The organism is Thermodesulfovibrio thiophilus DSM 17215, from assembly GCF_000423865.1.
In the GTDB taxonomy this organism is placed as follows: Bacteria; Nitrospirota; Thermodesulfovibrionia; order Thermodesulfovibrionales; family Thermodesulfovibrionaceae; genus Thermodesulfovibrio; species Thermodesulfovibrio thiophilus.
Map to the genome: position 1 here is coordinate 12,410 of NZ_AUIU01000001.1, position 20,804 is coordinate 33,213.

19 protein-coding genes are annotated in these 20,804 nt (G+C 32.2%); 9 read left to right on the forward strand and 10 right to left on the reverse strand.

The annotated features are described in order from the left end of the window. Both G581_RS0100080 and G581_RS0100085 read left to right on the forward strand, forming a co-directional pair. Window positions 1-1,071, forward strand: a complete 1,071-nt coding sequence (locus G581_RS0100080) for a glycosyltransferase family 4 protein (RefSeq protein ID WP_028844075.1) — start codon at window positions 1-3, stop codon at window positions 1,069-1,071. After that, window positions 1,034-1,792 carry a hypothetical protein gene (locus G581_RS0100085; RefSeq protein WP_028844076.1) on the forward strand — a complete coding sequence of 253 codons (759 nt, stop codon included), beginning with the start codon at window positions 1,034-1,036 and terminating at the stop codon, window positions 1,790-1,792. The genes G581_RS0100080 and G581_RS0100085 overlap by 38 nt, the downstream gene beginning before the upstream one ends. Here the strand turns inward: G581_RS0100085 and G581_RS0100090 are convergent. The 3 genes from G581_RS0100090 to G581_RS0100100 all read right to left on the reverse strand — a co-directional run bounded on the left by G581_RS0100090 (window position 1,784) and on the right by G581_RS0100100 (window position 7,193). After that, entirely contained in the window at window positions 1,784-3,487 is a 1,704-nt protein-coding gene (locus G581_RS0100090) for a glycosyltransferase family 39 protein (protein ID WP_083962501.1), read from the reverse strand. The two genes, G581_RS0100085 and G581_RS0100090, sit on opposite strands and share 9 nt — an antisense overlap. 97 nt (window positions 3,488-3,584) lie before the next feature. Then, entirely contained in the window at window positions 3,585-6,212 is a 2,628-nt protein-coding gene (locus tag G581_RS0100095; RefSeq protein WP_028844078.1) for a CBS domain-containing protein, read from the reverse strand. Beyond that, on the reverse strand, window positions 6,213-7,193 hold the full coding sequence (locus G581_RS0100100; protein ID WP_028844079.1) for a DUF128 domain-containing protein: 981 nt from the start codon (window positions 7,191-7,193) through the stop codon (window positions 6,213-6,215). It abuts the gene before it with no gap. Between the two features lie 116 nt (window positions 7,194-7,309). Between G581_RS0100100 and G581_RS0100105 the strand changes: the two genes are divergently transcribed. From G581_RS0100105 to G581_RS0100130, 6 genes are all read left to right on the forward strand, one after another. Continuing rightward, window positions 7,310-8,905 (forward strand): L-lactate permease, encoded by a 1,596-nt coding sequence (locus tag G581_RS0100105; protein WP_028844080.1) that lies wholly within the window; start codon window positions 7,310-7,312, stop codon window positions 8,903-8,905. A gap of 105 nt (window positions 8,906-9,010) precedes the next feature. Then, window positions 9,011-10,366 (forward strand): DNA repair protein RadA, encoded by a 1,356-nt coding sequence (gene radA / locus G581_RS0100110; RefSeq protein WP_028844081.1) that lies wholly within the window; start codon window positions 9,011-9,013, stop codon window positions 10,364-10,366. Next, window positions 10,338-10,970, forward strand: a complete 633-nt coding sequence (locus G581_RS0100115; RefSeq protein WP_028844082.1) for a hypothetical protein — start codon at window positions 10,338-10,340, stop codon at window positions 10,968-10,970. The genes radA and G581_RS0100115 overlap by 29 nt, the downstream gene beginning before the upstream one ends. Beyond that, window positions 10,963-11,733: a 16S rRNA (adenine(1518)-N(6)/adenine(1519)-N(6))-dimethyltransferase RsmA gene (rsmA, locus tag G581_RS10035; RefSeq protein WP_038064424.1), complete on the forward strand. Its 771-nt coding sequence runs from the start codon at window positions 10,963-10,965 to the stop codon at window positions 11,731-11,733. Before G581_RS0100115 ends, rsmA begins: the two co-directional genes overlap by 8 nt. A gap of 139 nt (window positions 11,734-11,872) precedes the next feature. Further along, a complete protein-coding gene (locus G581_RS0100125) occupies window positions 11,873-12,262 on the forward strand; it encodes a periplasmic heavy metal sensor (protein ID WP_028844083.1) in 390 nt (129 codons plus the stop codon). 49 nt (window positions 12,263-12,311) lie between these two features. Continuing rightward, the gene (locus G581_RS0100130) at window positions 12,312-12,704 is read left to right on the forward strand and encodes a MamS/MamX family magnetosome protein (protein ID WP_028844084.1); all 393 of its coding nucleotides are present in this window, start codon (window positions 12,312-12,314) and stop codon (window positions 12,702-12,704) included. A gap of 9 nt (window positions 12,705-12,713) precedes the next feature. Here G581_RS0100130 and G581_RS0100135 read toward each other — a convergent pair whose 3' ends face one another. The 7 genes from G581_RS0100135 to G581_RS0100165 form a co-directional block, all read right to left on the reverse strand. Next, window positions 12,714-13,226: a chemotaxis protein CheW gene (locus tag G581_RS0100135; RefSeq protein ID WP_028844085.1), complete on the reverse strand. Its 513-nt coding sequence runs from the start codon at window positions 13,224-13,226 to the stop codon at window positions 12,714-12,716. A 405-nt stretch (window positions 13,227-13,631) separates the two neighbouring features. After that, window positions 13,632-14,051: a universal stress protein gene (locus G581_RS0100140; protein ID WP_028844086.1), complete on the reverse strand. Its 420-nt coding sequence runs from the start codon at window positions 14,049-14,051 to the stop codon at window positions 13,632-13,634. A gap of 13 nt (window positions 14,052-14,064) precedes the next feature. Then, window positions 14,065-15,036 (reverse strand): GDP-mannose 4,6-dehydratase, encoded by a 972-nt coding sequence (locus G581_RS0100145; RefSeq protein ID WP_028844087.1) that lies wholly within the window; start codon window positions 15,034-15,036, stop codon window positions 14,065-14,067. Between the two features lie 23 nt (window positions 15,037-15,059). Further along, window positions 15,060-16,406, reverse strand: coding sequence for a ribosome biogenesis GTPase Der (gene der / locus G581_RS0100150; RefSeq protein WP_028844088.1), 1,347 nt, complete (start codon window positions 16,404-16,406; stop codon window positions 15,060-15,062). 12 nt (window positions 16,407-16,418) lie between these two features. Continuing rightward, complete coding sequence (locus G581_RS0100155) at window positions 16,419-17,792, reverse strand: sigma-54-dependent transcriptional regulator (RefSeq protein ID WP_028844089.1); 1,374 nt, start codon at window positions 17,790-17,792, stop codon at window positions 16,419-16,421. Beyond that, on the reverse strand, window positions 17,789-19,786 hold the full coding sequence (locus tag G581_RS0100160) for a sensor histidine kinase (protein WP_028844090.1): 1,998 nt from the start codon (window positions 19,784-19,786) through the stop codon (window positions 17,789-17,791). The genes G581_RS0100155 and G581_RS0100160 overlap by 4 nt, the downstream gene beginning before the upstream one ends. Next, window positions 19,783-20,337, reverse strand: coding sequence for a DUF4390 domain-containing protein (locus G581_RS0100165; RefSeq protein WP_028844091.1), 555 nt, complete (start codon window positions 20,335-20,337; stop codon window positions 19,783-19,785). Before G581_RS0100165 ends, G581_RS0100160 begins: the two co-directional genes overlap by 4 nt. Before the next feature lie 85 nt (window positions 20,338-20,422). On the opposite strand from G581_RS0100165, the gene G581_RS0100170 reads away from it, so the two are divergent. Continuing rightward, complete coding sequence (locus G581_RS0100170; RefSeq protein ID WP_028844092.1) at window positions 20,423-20,770, forward strand: alanine-zipper protein; 348 nt, start codon at window positions 20,423-20,425, stop codon at window positions 20,768-20,770. Window positions 20,771-20,804 lie beyond the last annotated feature (34 nt).

Below are 20,804 nucleotides of genomic sequence, written 5' to 3' on the forward strand. Positions count from 1 at the left end.
TTGAAAAAAATCATTCTTATTCGTCCTAAAATAGGATTTGGTCTTGGTGGAGCTGAAACTATGGGAGCGATTCTGACTACAAAGTTCTTGGATTATGGTTATGAAGTGGGTATAATAGCCACTAAAATAAATTTTCCTCAAGATATCTTAGATAAAATTTCATTTTATCCTATAAAAATAAAGGGCAGGGGAAGTATTTTCAAATACTGGTTATTTTTAAAACAGGCTATGCGAATCTTAAAAATCATTGATTATGATTACCTTGTAAGCCCTTTTAGATTTCCAGGTTCTGATCTTTTAATACTTTGTGATCCGTTGCAGAGATTCTGGATAGAACAGAAATCAGAAAATTTTGTTGTTAAAAAAGTAAATTTTTTACGTCCTCGATATAGATTTTTGTTGAATGTTGAAAAAGAGTCAATTGAAAGTGCAAAAAAGATTATCGCTTTATTTAGGATGGGTAAAGAGCTTATATCTCAATACTATCCTCAGACTTACTCTAAAACTTTTATATGTAATTTAGGACTGGATTTCAATCGTTTTAATCCTGAATTGAAACAAAATAAGGCAAATTTAAAAACTGAATTCGGTTTTTCTCATGAAGATTATTTAATACTTTTTACAGGATATAATCCAAGACGAAAAGGATTACCTTTACTGCTTGGATTAATGAATGAACTTCCAGAAAATGTAAAACTTCTTATAGCAGGAGTAAACGGAAAATCTACAAACAGAATTATTTATTTAGGAAAAATTGGAAAGATAGAAAAATATTATGCGGTTTCTGATCTGGTAGTTCTGCCAACTTATTATGATCCAGGAGCTATGGTTACTTTAGAAGCTCTTGCATCAGGAAGCCCTGTTATTACATCTATTTTTGATGGCAGTAAAGAATTTATAAAAGAAGGGATAAACGGATTTGTAACAAATCTTGAAAAAGGAGATCTTAGAAATAAAATCTTACAGGCTATGAATATTTCTTTTGATCCATACATTTGTTCGCAAACAATACAACAATTAACCTGGGACAATTATGTTAGATGCGTTATCAACATTCTTTCTGGAATATAAACTAAAAATATTAAATAAAATAGATATTTCTGGCAAAATTTTTTCCCCAGAAATTATTAAAAGTGGCAAAAGCAATTTAAATCTTGTATTGATTGATTGTTATAATCAAGAACCTTTGATTTTTATAAAACTCTACCTTACTAAGCCGTTTACCTGTAATCGTTCAAAAAGGACTCTGAAAATCATTAATTTTTTAGAAGAATTAAAAGTGCCTTTCATAAAACCGCTTGGAGTTTTTTATATGTTTCCTTTTAAAGCATATCTTAAAAATAAACGTTTTTATGGTGGCACAATATATCCTTTTATAACAAACGGATTTATTACAGAAAGAAAAATTGTAGAATTTAAAGAAAATGGCAACTATAAAAAATTTTTAAATGAACTTGTAAAGTTTTTGTTTATGCTTCATGAAAAAGGAATATATCTCAGAGACACTAAATATAATAATTTCTGGTATGATGAAGAACGAACTTTAATAAGAATTTTTGATTTAGATGGTATAAAGTTTTATTTTAAACCTCTTAATAAAAAATTGAGATTAAAGGATTTGTCAACATTAGCCATGTCTTTGGAATGGACGCTGGAAACTTCCGAAGAAAGAAACATTATTTTCAGGCTTTATCAGCAATATTATGCTTATATTAAAAATGAAGATTTTTTAAATTTCGAAAAATATATAAAAAAGAGGCTTTTTAAAAGACAAAAATCTTATTTAAGATGAATTACCCTGTTTTTTTATCAATAAATAATCTTTTTTTCTTATTTTTAACTGATAAACCTTATAGTTTTCAGTGTTTATATAAAATAATTGATAGACTTTCGGAACTAACATCCAATCTTTAAAATAAGATTCATCACAATATTTTGAATATATTATATTTTCAATAATATGAAAACGATATTTTAAATAATAAACAATATGATGAGGCATTTCTTTACAGATATATAAAGAGTTATCTTTTTTTTGACCGGAAGTTATAATATTTCCAATTTCTAAGCTTGCATTTCTAAAATGGTTTAAGTGTGCTTGATGATAGGGATAATAAAAAGAAGTATAAATTTGCTTAACAAAAAATACTGCCAGTATTAAGAATGCAAAAATTAAAGTAAAAGAACTTTTTCGTCTTGATGATATAAAAAAAATTAAACTAAAAATAAAAAGACAAAAGAGATTAAATATCAAAAAAACAGGAATATGTTGTGATGGTTTCGCAACCATTAAATAGATTGTCAAAATGCAACAGCTTAAAACTAAAAAGCCTATAATTCCATAATAAAAAGTTTTAAAAAATCTTGATTTCCAGAAGCTATGACTATGGATGAAACAGTAGAAAACAGGTAAACATGTTAAAAAGACAAATCCTCCTGCTGAAGGAAGAATATATCTAAGTCTTGAACCAACAAAAATAAAATAGAAAAAATAAGAAAAGGCAAACAGACAGAAAGAAAACAAGGCTATTTTTTTTAAAGAAGGATATTGATTTAAAAAATTTTTAAATTCCTTATGTTTGTAAAAAATAAGAAAAAAAATCCAGGGAGAATAACCTATTACCACCCCTATGGTAAAGCTACTTAAATGATCTATTAAGGGGACCTCGGCTGTTGTAGCAGCAGTTTGGTATTCAGATATCCATGCTTTTAAAAAAGGAATGAATCCAATTTGAAAATTAACAGGTATAGCCCAGAGTAGAAAGACCAATAAATACGTAACAATTCCCAATAAATGAGGTAAACTCAAAAGTTCTTTCCATCTTTTTTGAAATAAAAAGTAAGGAACAATAGCCAGATAAAAAAAGGATAAAGCCTGAAAGGTTTTAGAAAGAATCCCCAATCCTAGAAAGAATCCACTTATAATAAACCCGAGATTTTTTTTGTTTTTAATTTCATAAAAATAAAACCAGGAAAATAAAGATACTGTAATAATAAAAGTGTAGGTCTGGTCTATTTCAGCTCGAATAGCTTTGTCTATAACCTCTGGTACAGTTAAAAATATTAGTCCAGGAATTAATAGACTCCAGAAAGAATATTTAATGTTGGAATTTTTTAAAATATTTTTCCATATGAAGGTTAAAAAAACAGCTCCACTTAATGCCATTACAGTAGAAACACTTCTTGCTACGAATTCAGAACAATTGTTAGTAATAGAAAAAACTAAAGCCAGAAGCCAGTAAAATAGGGGAGGTTTATTGAAATAAGGTTCTCCCAAAATATTGGGGATTAAAAAATTTCTGGTTTCAAGCATTTGCAGGGCAACAAGAGCTCTTCTTCCTTCCTCTCCCTGGAATTCTTTTAGTTCTATATAAGGAAGATATAATCCCAGAGCGAATATTATTAAAAAAATTATTCCAAGAATTTCTTTAAATCTGTACTTAATTTTAAAATTTTTTAAAATAGGGTTCAATTGTAATTCTCGCATTATAAATTAGATTTGCAAACATTTTTCAGGGAATTTTTTTAAAATCCAAAAGATCATACAGTTTGATATTTTAACCTGTTGATTTTGTTTAGTCAAACTAATGAGTCGTCAGAGCTTTTTTATATTCTTTTACAAATTCTATTTCTTCTTCTTTTGATAGAAGTCTTCCTCTAAGTTTCTCTCTTAAAATCGCCTCAAAAATTTTTCTATATACTGGTCCAGGTTTAATGCCAAGTTTTTTTAAGTTTTCACCTGTTATGGAAGGAACTATATCTTTAAGTTTTGTAAAAAAAAGAGAAATAGATTTTCTCTGGCTTTCGTTTGCATAAATCATCATCAGGATGATTGTTTCTATATTTAAAGGTTTCAATATATTGTATATTTCAACGCTGTCTTCTGAAGTTAGTCTCTGTAAAGCGGATTCAGCAGCCTGTATATCGTCAAGCATTTTCCCCTTAATGTTTTCTGGAACATATATTTTATCAAGAAGTTCTAATCTTTCATTCATATTTAAGTCTTTCAAAATAACCATGAGATATATAAACTCTTTTCGATATTTTTCCCTTAAAAATAACAGATCTATGCCGCTGAGTATCTCATATGCTCGAGCGAGGTTTTGATAAATAGGTTTTTCTTCTAGAGATGGATGAATTATTTTAAGCAATCCATAATCTTTCAATCTTTTTATTGAGTTTTGTGGCATTGTGTCCTGTAATAATAAAATAAGCTCTTCATAAAGCCTTGGACCTTTAAGTTTTTCAAAAATACCCATTTTTACAGCAAGCTTTATAAGATTTTCCGTGTGTTTAGAAATTTTAAAACCTAGTTTTTCAGCAAATCTTATGGCTCTTATAGCTCTTGTGGGATCTTCAACAAAGCTGAGGTTATGAAGTACTCTTATCTTTTTATCTTTTATATCTCTTTGACCTCCAAAAAAATCTATAAGTAATCCAAAGTCTTTTGTGTTGAGTTTCACAGCAAGAGCGTTTATTGTAAAATCTCTCCTGTAGAGATCTTTTTTTATTGATGAAGTCTCCACTTTTGGCAGAGCTGCAGGAGATTCATAGTATTCAGTTCTTGCAGTTGCAATGTCTATATGAATTGTCTTTATGTTTCCATCCTTTTTAATTTCTTTCATAATTTTTGCAGTTGCAAATCTTGCATGAGATGTTAGTCTTCCTCCGATTCTTTTTGAAAGGTCATGAGCGAATAAAATTCCATCACCTTCCACGACTATGTCTATGTCAGGACTTGGCAGTCGCATGAGAAGATCTCTTACTGATCCTCCAACAAGATAAGCTCCGTATCCCTTTTCCTGGGCAAGATTTCCTGCAATATTAAGGATTTCATAGACTTCTTCAGGAAGATATTCTTTAATTAAATTTGTCACATTTCGCCTTAATTCTTCAGTTTGTTCTTTTGGTTGCGCAATCTTAAACTTTCTTATCAGTTCTTCATGCAGATTTCTCAGTATATCTGTTCTTGTAATGACTCCTATCACTTTCTCATCTTTTAAAATAGGAACAAACCGCTGATTGAGTTCAATCATATTTTTTTCTATTTCCATTACAGGAGTGTCCTCTTCTGCGGTATAAGCATCAGTTGTGGCAAAGTCTCCCACTTTAGAACTTTTCAATCCATGAAAAATAGCCTTTTCTACAACTCCCCTTGTAATGATTCCTGTATATTTATCATCTTTTAGCACTGGTATTGCATTTATGCCATATTTTGTCATCATCTCTTCAACTTCTTTTATTGATTTATCCCATTGCACTGATATTACAGGAGTTGTCATTAAATCTCTGGCAATTTTCTGAGGTTTTATCTGTTGCTTGAGATTTTTAAGAAGTTCTTCAATCAATAAAGTTACAGGCATTTCTTTCAGTGTTGCACTGGCTGCTGCCCAATGACCTCCTCCTCCGAATGTGTTTAATACAGAACCAACATCTACCTGAGGTGTGTTGCTTCGTCCAATTATTAAGATTTTATCAGCCATTTCAATGATAATAAAAAGAGCATCTGTATCAACAACATCCATTATTTTATGAGCAATATGTGATACATCCTCAGGCTCTTCAATGATACCATGAGCAATATGGACTCTTATTCCATTAATTAAATGTTCCTGTAGAGAATTCAGTAATTCATTAAGCAGTGATATTTCTTTACGAGAAAGCTCTTCTTTAAGAAATTGGGATACTATATTCAAATTTGCTCCTCTTTTAAGTAAATACGCCACCGCCAGTACGTCTCTTTCTGTAGTTGAAGGAAAAAGAAGGCAACCTGTTTCTTCGTAGATTCCAAGACATAGCAATGTTGCCTCAATAGGAGATATTGATATGTTTTTTTTATGAAAAATCTCTGTAAAAAGTGAAGAAAGTGCTCCAATCTGCTCAGTAATTTCGAAGTCTGCTTTTATATCATCATCTCCTTTTGGATGATGATCATAAAGATGCACTTTTACAGCTTTTTGTAAAAGTTGAGCAAGTTCTCCTATTCTTTGAAGATTTCTTGTATCAACAACTATTAACGTTTTAATCTTGTCTGTTGCTATTTCTTTTATTTTTTTTATTTCAAATGGTTTAAAACTATCAAAAAAAAGTTTAACTCTTCTTGACATTGAACCTGGTAGGACAATATGAGCGTCAGGATAGAGTTTCTTTGCTGCCATACAGGATGCTATAGCGTCAAAATCAGCATTAAGATGAGTGGTTATAACTTGCATTTACTTAAAATTTTGAATGATTTTTTTAAAATCAACCATGTCCTGACAGTCATAGAGTGTAGATATAGCTGAAGTATATGTCCGAATAGCACTTTCTTCAATTGCAGCGATAGGATTTAAACCTCCAACCACTATAATGCCAACTCTGTCCATTCCAACTGGAATATCAAGTAAGGGCTGATTTGGTTCACCGAACATGAGTATACCCTGAAACCCTTTTTGTCGCATTATTGAATAGATCTCTTTAACCTTATCAAGACATACAATAGGAAGTTCTCTAAAGCTTGCCAGAACCCTTCCAGAGCCATTTTTAATTGCACCCATTACATCGGTCATCTTTCCTCGTATAAATATTTCCAGGGGATCAAGAGATGTGCCATCATAACTTATAAGAGCTCCGAACCTGTATGGTTTTCCATCTCTTATTTCAAGGACTCCACCAAATTTTGAAATAATATGAATACCATGCTTCAACAATATCGCATTAAGAGTAACACTGCATACGGTACCTATACATACATGTTCCTCTGGGACAATAATGAATTCATTATTCTTTTCAAGAAAGAGTATTTTGTCACTCATCACATATGGCGATTGAAAAATATTTTCCATTACCTTTAAAGCTTTTTTTAGTTTGCTTTCAGGAATATAAGTAATATTTAATATTAATCTGCCAGTAAGAGCGTCTATATTAAAATCAGATAAATAACTTAAAGTCTCAATTTTATTTATTATAAAACCTATTTTTTCTACTGTGCTTGCAGTTTCGAGTTCTTTTCTGCCCTTTTCAGTAATGATTCTACCTTCTTTGCCAAAAGCCTTTGTTAGCCCTCTTTCATCAAGAATTTTTAAATGATATCTGACAGTTCTTTCTGAAAGATTAATTCCGTGCATTTTAAGCCGTTTTGCAATTTCTTTTGAACCTATTATCTTATTTTCTTTTGAAAGAATTTTTAAAATAGCTAGAATTGTACGATTCATAAATCCTCCCTTAAATTCTTACCTAAGCATTATAACATGGGTTGATTTTTATTATAAAAAATAGTTTAAACTATCAAGTTTCGAATTTTTTCAAATAGTTACAGGGAGAAGACAAAATGAATTTATTTGATTTCTTTTTAGCCCTTTCTCCAATTTTTTTTGTGCTCATTGGTATACTTATTTTTAATCGTTCAGGAAGTTTTGTTTCTGTTGTAGGCTGGCTTTTTGCTGTACTTGTAGCAACTTATTACTTTAAAACTCCTTTGAATGTTGTACTGGGTGCTACTCTTACAGGAGTTGTTAAAGCTTTTGGTATATCATTAGCTGTTATTTTCACGATGTTTTTGATATTTTTAATGAACGAAACAGGAGCATTAAAACAAATTATTGAATATGTTAAAGGAATTGCAAGAAACAAAGAAGAACAGACTCTTTTTATTGGAATGGGTTTTGGTTCTTTGAGTACAGCACTTGGGATGGTAACTCCCGCAATGTTTCCTCCTATTTTTTTATTACTTGGATTTACTCCCATCGCAGCTATAGGAGTGAGCGTTCTATGTTATGCACCCATGACTTCATTCTCTCTTTTTACAATTCCACTGACACTGCCAGGTAAAGTTGCCATGGCTTTCGGCATTAAACCTGAAGGAATAACAGATATCAATAATTTTATATGGGATTATACGTTAAAAGTGACGATTCTTTTACCTGTTATATCTGTTATGTTTGCCTTTTTGATGCTTAAAGTTGTTAGCGGCAAAGAGGCAGCAAAGAAACACTGGACAGCAGCATTAATTGCAGGTTTGGTGCTTTCTGGTTCTGCTCTGGTTATCAGCATTTTCAGGATTCTTCCTGTTGAGATAATAGGAATTGTTTCAGGATTAATTACAATGCTTGCGGTTTACATCATTTATCGAAAGAATAACAATAAAGAAATAGTCACTAAATCATTCTTTAATAAAAAGGTTTTTAAATCATGTATGCCGTTTATTCTTTTGATAATTATTTCTCTTATTGTAAATATCCCATTTATAAAAATGAAACTTGAAAATATTCTGGGACAAACAGAGGTTGTAAGGATTATCGCTGACAAAACAGAAGATTTAAACATTTTTGGAAATGTCTGGTTCTGGATTATGGTTGTGTCAATTTTTTCAATATTTATGCTGAAACCAACAACTACCCAACTAAATAATATTTTTAAACTCTGGATGAAACGAATTTGGGGACCATTTCTTGCTTATTCTCTTTTCTTCGCGGTTGCATTTATTATGGCATGGTCTGCAATGGAAGTTGTGGATGGGAGGCTTGTTCAATCTCGGTATTTTGGACAGTATAATATGGATATAATAATAGGCTCCACTCTGGCAGATATTTTTGGTTCAGCTTATCCATTTACTGCACCCTTTTTAGGTTTGTTTGGAGCATTTGTTGGTGGAAGTGAGACAGCATCAAATGTTCTGTTTGCAAAAATTCAGTGGGAGGCAACTCATGCAACAGTTGGATCAAACATTTTCATGTGGATTTATGCAGCTCATGCTGTGGGTGGAGGTATAGCATCAGCAATTACTCCTTCAAAAATTACAAATGCTGCAGCTACAATAGGAGTTGGAGGGAAAGAAGAAGCACAGTTTATAAAAGCAGTACTTGTTCCTGCTTTAATTATGTGTGCAATCACAGGTGCAATGCTTATGGCAATTATTTATTTATAAGATTGTTTTTATTGTAAATCCTCTTATACTGAATCATGCAATATTTTATTGTCTTGATAGCCTGAATTTTTGTAAAAACTAATTAAAATAAATTATCATTAACTCATGAAGATAAAGTTGAAAAGAGTCTTTCAATGTCAAAATTGCGGATATGCTTCTCCAAAATGGATTGGAAAGTGTCCTGACTGTGGTGCCTGGAATAGTTTTATAGAAGAAGTTGTTGAAGAAGAAAAGAAACATACGCTGAACACAATGGATAAACCTCAACCTTTATCATTAAGTTCTGTTGAACTGTCAGTTACAGACAGAATTTCAACTGGCATCGGAGAGCTTGATAGAGTGTTAGGAGGTGGTATTGTTAAAGGTTCTTTAATTTTGATTGGTGGAGATCCTGGAATTGGAAAGTCAACTCTTCTGCTTCAGGCATCCAGTAGTATTGCCAAATTCGGGAAAGTGCTTTATGTATCTGCAGAGGAATCACTTTCCCAGATCAAACTAAGAGCAGAAAGACTTAAAATAAATTTACCAGATATTTTTCTTTTAAGCGAGACTTCTGTTGAGAGAATTATTGAATGTGCCAGACAGGATGATTTTGCAGCTATTATTATTGATTCAATTCAGACAGTTTATACAGAAGATGCAGTTTCGGCCCCTGGTTCAGTAAGTCAGATAAGAGAGTCTGCAACTAAATTTATGCATCTAGCGAAAACAACTGCAGTACCTGTCTTCCTCATTGGACATGTGACTAAGGAAGGAGCAATTGCGGGCCCGAGAGTTCTAGAGCATCTTGTTGATACAGTTCTTTATTTTGAAGGTGATAGAGGTTATGCATATAGGATCCTTCGTAGCGTTAAAAATAGATTTGGTCCTGCCAATGAAATTGGTGTTTTTGAAATGACGGGGATGGGGCTTGAGGAAGTTACAAACCCTTCACTTCTTTTCCTTTCAGAGCATGCAAATAGTAGTGGTTCTGTGGTTACAGCAACAATTGAAGGTACCAGAGCAATACTTACTGAAATACAGGCATTGGTTACTCCATCAAATTTTGGCATGCCCAGAAGAAACTTTATTGGCGTTGACTATCAGAGAGTGAACCTTCTTGTTGCGGTTCTTGAGAAGCGCGGCAGACTGAATCTTCAGGGAGCAGATATATTTATAAATGTCGTTGGTGGATTGAAAATTACAGAGCCTGCTCAGGATTTAGCAGTTGTGTCAGCAATCGTGTCTTCTTTCAGAGATACCCCTTTACCTGAAGGCGTTGTTGTATTTGGTGAGATTGGGTTAAGTGGAGAAGTGCGCGCAATATCGCAAACAGAAATAAGACTGAGAGAAGCATCAAGAATAGGCATGAAAGTCGCAATTATTCCGAAAAGTAACATGGAAAGATTAAAAGATACCTTCAGATTAAGAATCAAAGGGGTGAGGTCTATAAATGAACTTATTGAGATTATTAGCAGTTAGCTTTATTTTATTTGTATCTTTTGGTTGTGCTGAGAAAAAACCAGTGATGCTTGAAGAGTTTCACGCTGCAAGTCTGGAAGATTTTATTAAAAAGATGAAAAGTTATGCTATTCTTGAAAGTTCTTTAAGTCTTGATTACAAAACTAAAGGTAGTTCTCTTAATGGTGATGCTTCATTAAAAATCCATAAAAATGAAACGTTTCTTCGTGTTTATTACCTTGGTTTTCCAGCAGGAGATTTTTATGAAAAGGATGGAGAAGTATCATCAAATTTGAGAGTTGAAAAAGATAAAATAAAGCAACTAACTGTCGGTATAAGAAAAGGTTTTATGTGGTGGGATGGTGATTTTGAAGTCACTGAAAATGAAGACAATTTTATTTTAAAAGATAAAGATAGAGAGATTGTTTTAAATAAAAATGGTTTTATGCCTGTCAAACAGAGTTTTGTCATTGAAAATGAACCTGTTTTAATAACATATGACAAATATACCAAAATTCGAACAGATGACAATTTTTCGTTAACAATGCCTTCTAATATCACAGTTTATTACAAAAACAGGACTCTTAAAATAAGAATAGACTCCATAAAGCTCAGGCATGGGTAAAAGACTCGGTCAACATTTCCTGAGAAATAGAGGAATTCTTCAAAAAATAGTAGAAATTGCACAACTGACTCATGAAGACATAGTTGTTGAAATTGGTGCGGGAATGGGTGATTTAACGGAGTTACTCCTTAATAATGCACGAGAAGTTATTGCAATTGAGATTGATCCGGTTCTCTATAAAATTTTAAGAGAAAGATTTGGATTAACCAGAAATTTAAAGATAATTAATAAAGATGCTCTCAAAGTTTACTATGAAGAACTAGGACAATTTAAGGTAGTTGCTAACATTCCATACTACATAACTAAACCTCTAATTTTCAGGCTTATTGAAGCAGAAAATCTTATATCCATGACACTGACAATCCAGAAAGAAGTTGCTGAAAGATTGGTGGCAAAACCTTCCACAAAAGCATACTCTGCTTTAAGCATTATTACTCAATATCTTACAGAGCCAGAGATCAAGTTTTATATCCCTGCGACTTATTTTTCACCTCCACCTGATGTTTCATCAGCAGTAATAAAGCTGGACAGAAGACAGAAGCCTCCTGTAGAGGTAACTGATGAAAAGCTATTTTTTAGAGTTATAAAATTAGCCTTTGGTAAGAGACGGAAAATGCTTTCCAACTCCTTAATATCAATTATCGATGAATCAAAAGAGTTTCTTTCAAACATTGGTATAGATCCAATGAAAAGAGCTGAGGAACTTTCAATTGATGACTTTGCTCGTATTTCTAACGAACTTTGCAAAATTTGCAAAGATTGATGCAATTTTTGCAAAAATAATAACATCTTTCAATAAAAATATTAATAGATATCATTAATTTCTAGCATTTTTAAACCTGGCATGTAAATTGATTTATATCTGGAATAACAAAACAACCGATGAAAGGAGGTGAATAGAAATGAAGAAAACAATGATGATAGCTATAGTTGCTCTATTTGTTATTGGATTAATTGCTACAACATCATATGCATGGAAGGGTGCAGGACCAGGATCTGGAGGTTATGGTTATAACTGCCCAGCTTATGGTTCTGTTGATCCTGAGAAAGCTCAAAAATTTTACAATGACACTGCTCCGATTAGACAGAAAATGCTACAACTTAGAGGAGAGCTTGCACAGCTTTTTGCCCAACAAAATCCTGACTGGGATGCAATTTCTCAGAAAAGACAGGAAATGGCAAAACTTAAGACAGAGCTTCAGAAAAAAGCTCATGAGTACGGATTTGGATATGGTTATGGTTTTGGTAGAATGGGTCACGGCGGATATAGATGCGGACAAGGATGCTGGTAAAAAAGGGGCTTTCTGCCCCTTTTTTATGTAAAATAAATAGATAAAGACAATGAGAATAATTATAATAATTTTGATACTATCCATACCGGCCTTTGCAAATGCTCAAGGCTGGGAAGAAAGTTATGATCCAAATACTGAAATATTAATTCAAGGTAAAGTTGTTGATATAGTACTGAGAATTCGTGGGCCTGTTGTCATTGAAGTTTTAAAAAAAGATAGAATTTATAGCATTGTTACAGCTCCAGCATGGTATCTTGATCAGGAAAAAATAAAAATTAGCATAGGCGATGAAGTTGTTGTTCGTGGAGCAAAGTTTTTCTCAAGAAAAGGGGAGATTTTTCTTATAGCCAGAGAGATTCAAAATCTTTCAACCGGTAAAACATATCTATTCCGTGATGAATTTATGAAGCCTTGTTGGCGTGGTAGAGGACATCACCATTAAGTAAGATACTTATTTCTCAATAGCCGCTTTTTCTGCAGATTCAACCATTTCTGTGCTTTCTTCTTTGCCGATTAGTCTGTCCATGTCAAGTAAAATAATCAGTCTATCTTCAAGCTTTGCAATCCCCCAGATAAATTCAGAGCTGACAGAGTAGGTCATAGGAGGAGGTGGTTCAACTATATCAGTAGAAATTCGTAAAACTTCAGAAACTGAATCAACAATTAATCCTATTGTTACACCCTGAATATCCATTATCATAATTCTCTGTTTTGATGTATCTTCTTCTTCAGGAAGTCCAAACTTTTTTCTTAAACTTAAAACTGGAATAACTTTTCCACGAAGATTTATAACTCCTTCTACATAGTAAGGAGCATTTGGAACTCTTGTTATTTCTTTCATCCTATTTATTTCCTGAACCTTTAGAATATCAACAGCATATTCTTCGCCACCTAAAGTAAAAGTAACAAGCTGGAGAATTTTTGTATCTATACCACGTGTTTTTTCTACTAATGCTGTATCCATGCGCTCCTCCTAAAAACGTTATTAGATTTTATATAATCAAAGTGTAACCTATTTGTCCATCATACTGCAACAGTTGTTTCATTGACGTAGCTTATCAGATAAAAATTTCAAACTTTAGCAATAGCATGTATTTTAAAAAATATAAGTGTATGCAGCAACATTTAGTTTTACTATACATGTTTTAAAATTTTATATTCATTTATCAAAGGTGTTTTTATTTTGTAGCCCTGTCAGGAACTTAGCTGAGGAAGCATCGTATAATTTTTCTAGAGGATTTTTATTTTTTATAACTCTACATTAATATAATTAGTAAGGTAGCAATTCTAATAGTACACAAACAGCAGTTGATAAGTAAGTATATGAATAAAAAAATCAATAAAAAAATAATAAAAATATTTTCTCCGGCTATTTAACAACAAGAACAGGAAATTTGGAGTACTCAACAACCTTTGAAGAAACACTACCAATTAAAAATTTTTTTGTGCCATGCTTTCCATGAGAACCTGTAACAATGAGATCAACTTTCATTTTATGAGCTGTTTCAAGGATTTTTTCAGCAGGATCTCCTTCTCTAACAAGAAATTTAATCTCAATTGGCTTTCCTGAAAGAGCTTTTCTTATTCTTTCCATATTTTCCTCTGTTTCTCTCTTGAGCACTTCTGTAATTCTCTGTCTATCAGCATCAGAGAGTTCTGTAAGATACAGCTCTGGAACAACAGCAAGCACGGTAAGAGAAGCATTCATGCTTAAAGCAATCTCGAGAGCCTTTCTCAATGCTTTATCAGAAGCTTTTGAACCATCATGGGCTACTAAAATCCTCTGCATTTCATTCCCTCCTTTATATCTTTATGTTCTTTAATAACTCTCTATTTTCCCTGAACCAGTGCACTGTTTTTTCTATCCCTTCTTCTATAGAAGCCTTTGGTGACCATCCAATAAAATTTTTTGCCTCCTGTATATCTGCCCATGTGGCGTAAATATCTGCTGGATGTCTTGGTTGCCATTGAATTTGTGCTTTTTTCCCAAGAAGTTTTTCTATTAAATTTATTACATAAATTAGTTCAACAGGATTATCATTGCCAAGATTAAAAATTTTATAACCTTCCAGATTCAAAGATGATACAGTAGCCTCTGCTATATCTTCTACAAAGGTAAAATCCCTTTTTTGTTTGCCATCCCCGTATACAGTAATTGGTTCTCCATCATCAATTTTTTTTATAAATCTAAAAATACTCATATCCGGTCTTCCAAAAGGCCCATACACAGTAAAATATCGTGGAATTATGGTATTTACACCATAAAGATAGTGATAGCTATAGCAGAAGAGCTCTGCAGATTTTTTAGAGGCAGGATATGGAGCAAGGGGCTTATCCGTATTATCAGATACTTTAAAAGGCATCTGATCTGTATCACCATAAACGCTTGATGTTGAAGCATGAACAAAAGTTTTAACCCCATAATTCTTAACACATTCAAGAAGATTAATTGTTCCCTTTACATTTGTATCAAGATATCCCCATGGATTTTCTACTGAAGCTCTTACCCCAGCTCTTGCAGCAAGATTTATAACGCTTTCTATTTTATGTAGTTGAAAAATGTTCTTTAAAATTTCAAAGAATTCAATATCTATTTTATAAAAAATAAAATTCTGAAAAGTTTTAAGATCTGCGAGTCTGAACTCTTTAATTTTAGGATCATAGTAGTCATTTAAATTGTCAATACCAATGACTGTAGCACCTTTATTTAAAAGTAATCTGCAAGTTGCCCATCCTATGAAACCAGCACTGCCCGTAACAAGAATTTTTTGCATAGTTATCTATTTTAACATAAAAGCTATTTTCTTTTTTTGAGTTTTATATTTATTGGAGTGAATTTAAAATTAAAAGTTTCTCTGATGAGTTTTTCAAGAAATTTAATATGATGTTGCTTAACTGCCAGGTCATCGTTCACAAAAACAACAAACGTGGGTGGCTCTATACTAACCTGAGTTATATAGTAAAACTTCAGTTCTTTTCCACTGGATGGCAGGATTACATCTTTTAATTTTTCATTAAAAAGTTTATTCAATTCTGCGGTTGATACTCTTTTTTTGTATTCCTCAAGAATCTGATCAATAAGCGGGAATATTTTTGTAAGTCTTCGTTTATCTATTGCTGATACAGTCAAATATGGAGCATAATCAATAAACCATAGCTTACGTTTTATTTCATCTGCAAAATATCGAACTTTTCTATCTCGTTCTTCTGGTTGGATTAAATCCCATTTATTTAGTAATATTATCAACCCCTTTTTTTGTTCTGTCACCATTCCGACAATCTTCTGGTCCTGATTAACAATCCCATCTGCCGCGTCCATAACAACAATGCATATATGAGCTTCTTGAATACTTTTTAACGCTTTAAAATATGATAGTTTTTCAACAAAAGTTGATGCTTCGATGTCTTTTTTGTAATAAGAAAGCCTTTTTATTCCTCCTGTATCTATTATTAAATATTTTTTCCCATAGTAAGTGCATAATGAATCAACAGCATCTCTTGTGGTTCCAGGAACTGGACTAACAATCATTCTTTTTTTGCCAAGCAAGGCATTTATAATTGTTGATTTACCAACATTAGGCCTTCCAACAATAGCTATCTTTGGAATAAATTCCTGAGAGTTTTTTGTTTGCGGAGTTTCTGGAATTATCTCAATAATTTTATTAATGAGTTCTTCAAAACCGTAACCTGTAACAGCTGAAACAGGTATAAGTTCATCAGTTCCTATGCTAAAAAACTCATACATCCTGTTTAGTTTTGAGGGATCATCTATTTTATTGACAACCCAGAAAATTTTTTTACCTGTCTGCCTTAACTTTCTTGCAGTTTCAATGTCATCTGGAAGTAAGCCTTCTTTCCCATCAAGAAGATGAATTATCAGGTCTGCATCGGAAATCACCATTTCTATCTGTTCAAGCATCTGCCTGTGAATAATATCTTCAATTTTATCTTCAAGAAAAAATCCTCCTGTATCAACCACATTAAATTCTGCATTATCAAATCTCGCAACTCCGTAGTTTATATCCCTTGTAACTCCTGGAAATTTATCTGTAATTGCTTTTAATTTAGTATCAGACTTAATCATTCTGTTAAAGAGTGTTGATTTACCAACATTAGGCCTTCCAACAATAACAACAGTAAACATTCTTCACTCCTTTTAATTTTCTGAAAATTCTTTCGGAAGGTTGATTCCAAGAGATTTTATTTTTTTATAAAGATTGCTTCTTTCAATCCCTATTATTTCTGCTGTTTTTGTCATATTCCAGTTATTTTCCTTGAGCTTTTTTATAATAAAATCTCGTTCGAATGCATCTCTTGCATCTCTTAAACTGCTGAAAGAAAAATAAGTTTCTTCTTTTGCACTTTCTCGTATTATTCCCATATTTTTCATATCTGAAACTCCAATAATTTCAGAATCTGTCATAATCATCAATCGTTCCACTGCATTTCTCAATTCTCTAACATTTCCTGGCCAGGTATAACTTTGAAGTACTTTCATTGCATCATCGTTAATCTTTTTTCTTCTCCAGCCCTTTCCCCTGCTGAATTCATCTATAAAATAATTGACAAGTTCAGGAATATCATCCTTTCTTTCTCGTAAGGGAGGTATATGAATTGGAACGACATTAAGCCTGTAATAAAGATCTTCTCTAAAATTTCCTTTTTTTATTTCTTCCGTAAGATCTTTGTTAGTTGCTGAAATAATCCTTACATTCACTGTTATATCTCTTGTTCCACCAACCCTCTGAAATTTTTGAGTTTCAATTACTCTCAGAAGTTTTGCCTGAGTAAGTAAAGACATATCACCAATTTCATCAAGAAAAAGGGTGCCTTCATTGGCAAGTTCGAATTTTCCGATTTTTTTATCTATTGCACCTGTAAAAGCTCCTTTTTCATGCCCAAAAAGTTCAGACTCAATCAGTTCCTGAGGAATTGCTGCACAGTTTACTTCAATAAAAGGTGCATTTGCTCTCAGGCTTAATGAATGAATCATTCTTGCCACAAGTTCTTTGCCTGTTCCGCTTTCTCCAAGTATTAGAACTCTCGAATCTCCCTTTGCAACCATTTCAATCTGAGCTTTTATATTTTGCATTGTTAAAGAATTTCCTATAAGGTCATAGCTTTTTGTGATAGTTTTACGAAGATTTATATTTTCCTTTTCAAGGTTTTTAAATTGCAATGCTCTTTCTGTGGTAAGAATAATTCTTTCCATTGAAAGAGGCTTTTCAAGAAAATCAAATGCTCCAAACTTTACAGCCTGAACAGCAACTTCAATATTTGCATGTCCTGAAATCATAATTACAGGAATATCAGCGTTTTTCTCTTTTATTTTCTTTATTGCCTCAATTCCATTCATTCCAGGTAGCCATACATCAAGAAAAATAAGGTCTATATCTTCTCTTTCAAGAATATTTAAAGCAGTCTCTGCATCATTTGCTGTAAGCGTTCTGTATCCTTCATCTTCTAATATTCCAGCTACAGTCTCAAGAATTCCTAATTCATCATCGACAACCAAAATCTTACCTTTCAAGCAGGCACCTCTATTTTAAAAATTGTTCCACATGGTTTGTTATCCATAACTGATATATGCCCACCATGTTCTGTGATAATTTTTCTTGCAATTGTAAGCCCCAGACCTGTGCCATCTTTAGTTTTTGAAAAGTATGGTAAAAATAACTTTTCTTTTATCTCATCAGCAACTCCCGGTCCTGTATCAGCAACTTCTATAAAAAGACTACTATTTAGTTTAACAGATATTGTTATCTCTCCTTTAGCATTCATTGCCTTTATTGCATTATCAATTATATTTATCAGAACTCTTTTGAATTCCTGATAATCCAGTAAAACAGGTTTTATATCTCCATCAATTACAAGATTTATTTTCACATCTCTATAACCTCTGTAAAGCTCAATAACATCTTCGATTAAACTAACAGGATTTATCGGTTCTTTTTTTATCTCAGGAAGTTTGCCCAGTTTCTGAAATGCATTGATAAGATTTTTAAGTGATTCAACTTCTGAGATGATTGTTTTAGTGGATTTTTCAAACACTATATCAAAGTCTTTATCTTTGTTTTTCCATTTTTTAATGATTCTCTCTGTTGCAAGCTTAATTGGAGTCAGAGGATTTTTTATTTCATGGGCAAGTCTTCGTGCCACTTCTTCCCATGCAATTGCTTGCTGAGCTTTTACAATCTCAGTAATATCATCAAATACAACCAGAATGCCTGAAGCTTTATCTTTCTCGAATTCACGTAATGAAACAATTCTCGCCTTTATCATTTTGATTTGACCTTTGATTTTAATATTTAAATCTTTTGAAATCTCATAGATTTTTTCCTGCGAAAGCTTCGTAAGAAAGTCTTTTAACTCATCAGATTCAACAAAATTCAAAATTTTCGTATAGTGTCTACCTTCTAATTTATTAGCTGAAACTTGAAGTATCTCTTCGCCAGCTTTATTTATTTTAAAAATATTTCCATTGTATCCAATAAACATAATGCCAGAAGTAATATTGGAAAACATTCTTTCAAGCAAAATATTTCTCTCTGAAAGATCGATATAAGCCTGATTTAGTTTTTCTGTCATTTCATTAAATGAATTTACGAGTATTCCGATTTCATCAGTGCTTTGTGAGAGAATCTTTACCTTAAAATCACCACTTGCAACTCTATTAGTTGCCTGAACGAGCTCTTTTAAAGGATTAGTTATCTCTTGGGATATTTTTAATGATGCCCAGAGTGCTAAAAATATTATTATAAGGCTCAGAAAACTGAGAAAATAAAGATAGTTGGTCTTAACAGCTTTTCTTAAAGAACCTACTTTAAGATACTCTTCATAGTCTTCTTTAAGATCCTCAACTTTTGTGGTTATTTCAAGAGGGATAACAAATTTCGCCACATAAACACCATTTCTTGTAGGCAGTGCTGCTATAATTGTATCTCCATTTGGAGAAGAAATTATCTGTGATGACTTCTTACCTTGAAAAGCACTTACTATAACATCAGGCATTTGATTTGAAGGCGTTTCTATCTTTTCAATCGTGATGTCACGAGGAATATTTTTAAGCTTTCCTTTAGAGTAATCCTCGAGAATTTGAAGCAGTCTTTCCTTTTCAAAATCATAAAAAGCCTTAACTGTTGAAACAGCTTTGGATAATACTTGTCTATTTGATTTAGAAAAAATTTTCTCTATAGAGTTTTCCAGAACACCGCTGAATGCAACAAATAAAAGTGCAGATGGAATTAATACTAATCCTACAAAAACTGTTACAATTTTCATCCTGAATCTGTAACCAGGAACTCTTCTATGTCTTTCAAGATAGAGCTTGAAAATACTTCTTATAACAAAAAAAACAAGAGTTATAAGTGAAATGATATTGATTACAAAAAGTGAAACAATTATAAATCTTGTTGGAATTTCTTCAGGTGGTAACCTTAAAAGATATATTTCAAAGGCAAGTACAAGAAAAAGTAATGCTACAAGGAAAACCGGGAAAAAATATTTTTTAGCTTTCTCTTTCATGGTAATCTAAAGTTCCCTGACTTTTTTGTTATTTTTTTGTCATATGTTGGTATGAAAAATAAAAGATGTTCAAGAACTGCAGGAAGTTTTTTTATATTAGATTCAACAGTAATTTTTATGTAATATTTACCTCTTTCAAGGTTGCGGATGTCAACAATTTTTACAGGTTCAATTTTTAAAGCCCAATCCAGTGCTTCTTTCCAGCTTTTAAATCTTTTTTCAATTAACTTTTGTTCTTCTACGTTTTGTACAATAAATTCATCTTTTATAGGATCAGAAATCAAAATTCGCTGTATCTGGACACCACTAATAAACTCATCAGGAATAATTGACCATTTTCTATAAAGCTCTATTAATATGAATATATTCTTACTCAGGCCATTTTTAAACTCTTCAACAAACTCCTGGGAGGGAATAATACGAGCTTTAACAATTAGGGAATTACTATTTTTCTGGATTTCCATATCAATACTTTCAAGACTGTAGGCATAAGAGGGCCATAAAATTAAGGCTACTAATAAAATTAAAATACTAACTGAAAACTTTTTCATCAGTTTTATTATATTATTTTCCCTTTACTTTTTCTTAATTTTTGTGATAAAAACAAAATTAAAATCTTAAGGAGGAGGTTTACTGATGAAAAAAATTTTAATCATCACTGGAGCACTTTGTATTTTTCTAAGTGGTTGCGCAACAAAAGACTATGTAAAAGAAGAGATTGATCCAGTCAACAATAGACTTGATAAAATTGAAAAACAGCTTGAAAATATGAATAAAGAAATTTCAACTCTAAAACAAGATATTAAAACAGTTGATTCTAAGGTTGATTCTGTTAACTGGACAGCAAAAGAAGCTTTAAAAAAGTCAGAAGAAGCAGTAAGAGAATCTGAGACTGCTGCAATGAGAGCTCAAGATGCTGCTAGAAAAGCTCAAGCGGCTGCTGAGACTTCTAAGAAAGCCTTTGAGCTTCAGCAGAAAAAGTAGTTTGACATTTTAATTTTATAAATATTAAATTTTT

What these genes read in the sequence shown, in the direction of transcription:
- G581_RS0100085 (WP_028844076.1), top strand. Translation starts at nt 1,034, where the DNA reads ATGTTAGATGCGTTATCAACATTCTTTCTGGAATATAAACTAAAAATA.
- G581_RS0100090 (WP_083962501.1), bottom strand. Translation starts at nt 3,487, where the DNA reads ATGCGAGAATTACAATTGAACCCTATTTTAAAAAATTTTAAAATTAAG.
- G581_RS0100095 (WP_028844078.1), bottom strand. Translation starts at nt 6,212, where the DNA reads ATGCAAGTTATAACCACTCATCTTAATGCTGATTTTGACGCTATAGCA.
- G581_RS0100100 (WP_028844079.1), bottom strand. Translation starts at nt 7,193, where the DNA reads ATGAATCGTACAATTCTAGCTATTTTAAAAATTCTTTCAAAAGAAAAT.
- G581_RS0100105 (WP_028844080.1), top strand. Translation starts at nt 7,310, where the DNA reads ATGAATTTATTTGATTTCTTTTTAGCCCTTTCTCCAATTTTTTTTGTG.
- radA (WP_028844081.1), top strand. Translation starts at nt 9,011, where the DNA reads ATGAAGATAAAGTTGAAAAGAGTCTTTCAATGTCAAAATTGCGGATAT.
- G581_RS0100115 (WP_028844082.1), top strand. Translation starts at nt 10,338, where the DNA reads ATGAACTTATTGAGATTATTAGCAGTTAGCTTTATTTTATTTGTATCT.
- rsmA (WP_038064424.1), top strand. Translation starts at nt 10,963, where the DNA reads ATGGGTAAAAGACTCGGTCAACATTTCCTGAGAAATAGAGGAATTCTT.
- G581_RS0100125 (WP_028844083.1), top strand. Translation starts at nt 11,873, where the DNA reads ATGAAGAAAACAATGATGATAGCTATAGTTGCTCTATTTGTTATTGGA.
- G581_RS0100130 (WP_028844084.1), top strand. Translation starts at nt 12,312, where the DNA reads ATGAGAATAATTATAATAATTTTGATACTATCCATACCGGCCTTTGCA.
- G581_RS0100135 (WP_028844085.1), bottom strand. Translation starts at nt 13,226, where the DNA reads ATGGATACAGCATTAGTAGAAAAAACACGTGGTATAGATACAAAAATT.
- G581_RS0100140 (WP_028844086.1), bottom strand. Translation starts at nt 14,051, where the DNA reads ATGCAGAGGATTTTAGTAGCCCATGATGGTTCAAAAGCTTCTGATAAA.
- G581_RS0100145 (WP_028844087.1), bottom strand. Translation starts at nt 15,036, where the DNA reads ATGCAAAAAATTCTTGTTACGGGCAGTGCTGGTTTCATAGGATGGGCA.
- der (WP_028844088.1), bottom strand. Translation starts at nt 16,406, where the DNA reads ATGTTTACTGTTGTTATTGTTGGAAGGCCTAATGTTGGTAAATCAACA.
- G581_RS0100160 (WP_028844090.1), bottom strand. Translation starts at nt 19,786, where the DNA reads ATGAAAGAGAAAGCTAAAAAATATTTTTTCCCGGTTTTCCTTGTAGCA.
- G581_RS0100165 (WP_028844091.1), bottom strand. Translation starts at nt 20,337, where the DNA reads ATGAAAAAGTTTTCAGTTAGTATTTTAATTTTATTAGTAGCCTTAATT.
- G581_RS0100170 (WP_028844092.1), top strand. Translation starts at nt 20,423, where the DNA reads ATGAAAAAAATTTTAATCATCACTGGAGCACTTTGTATTTTTCTAAGT.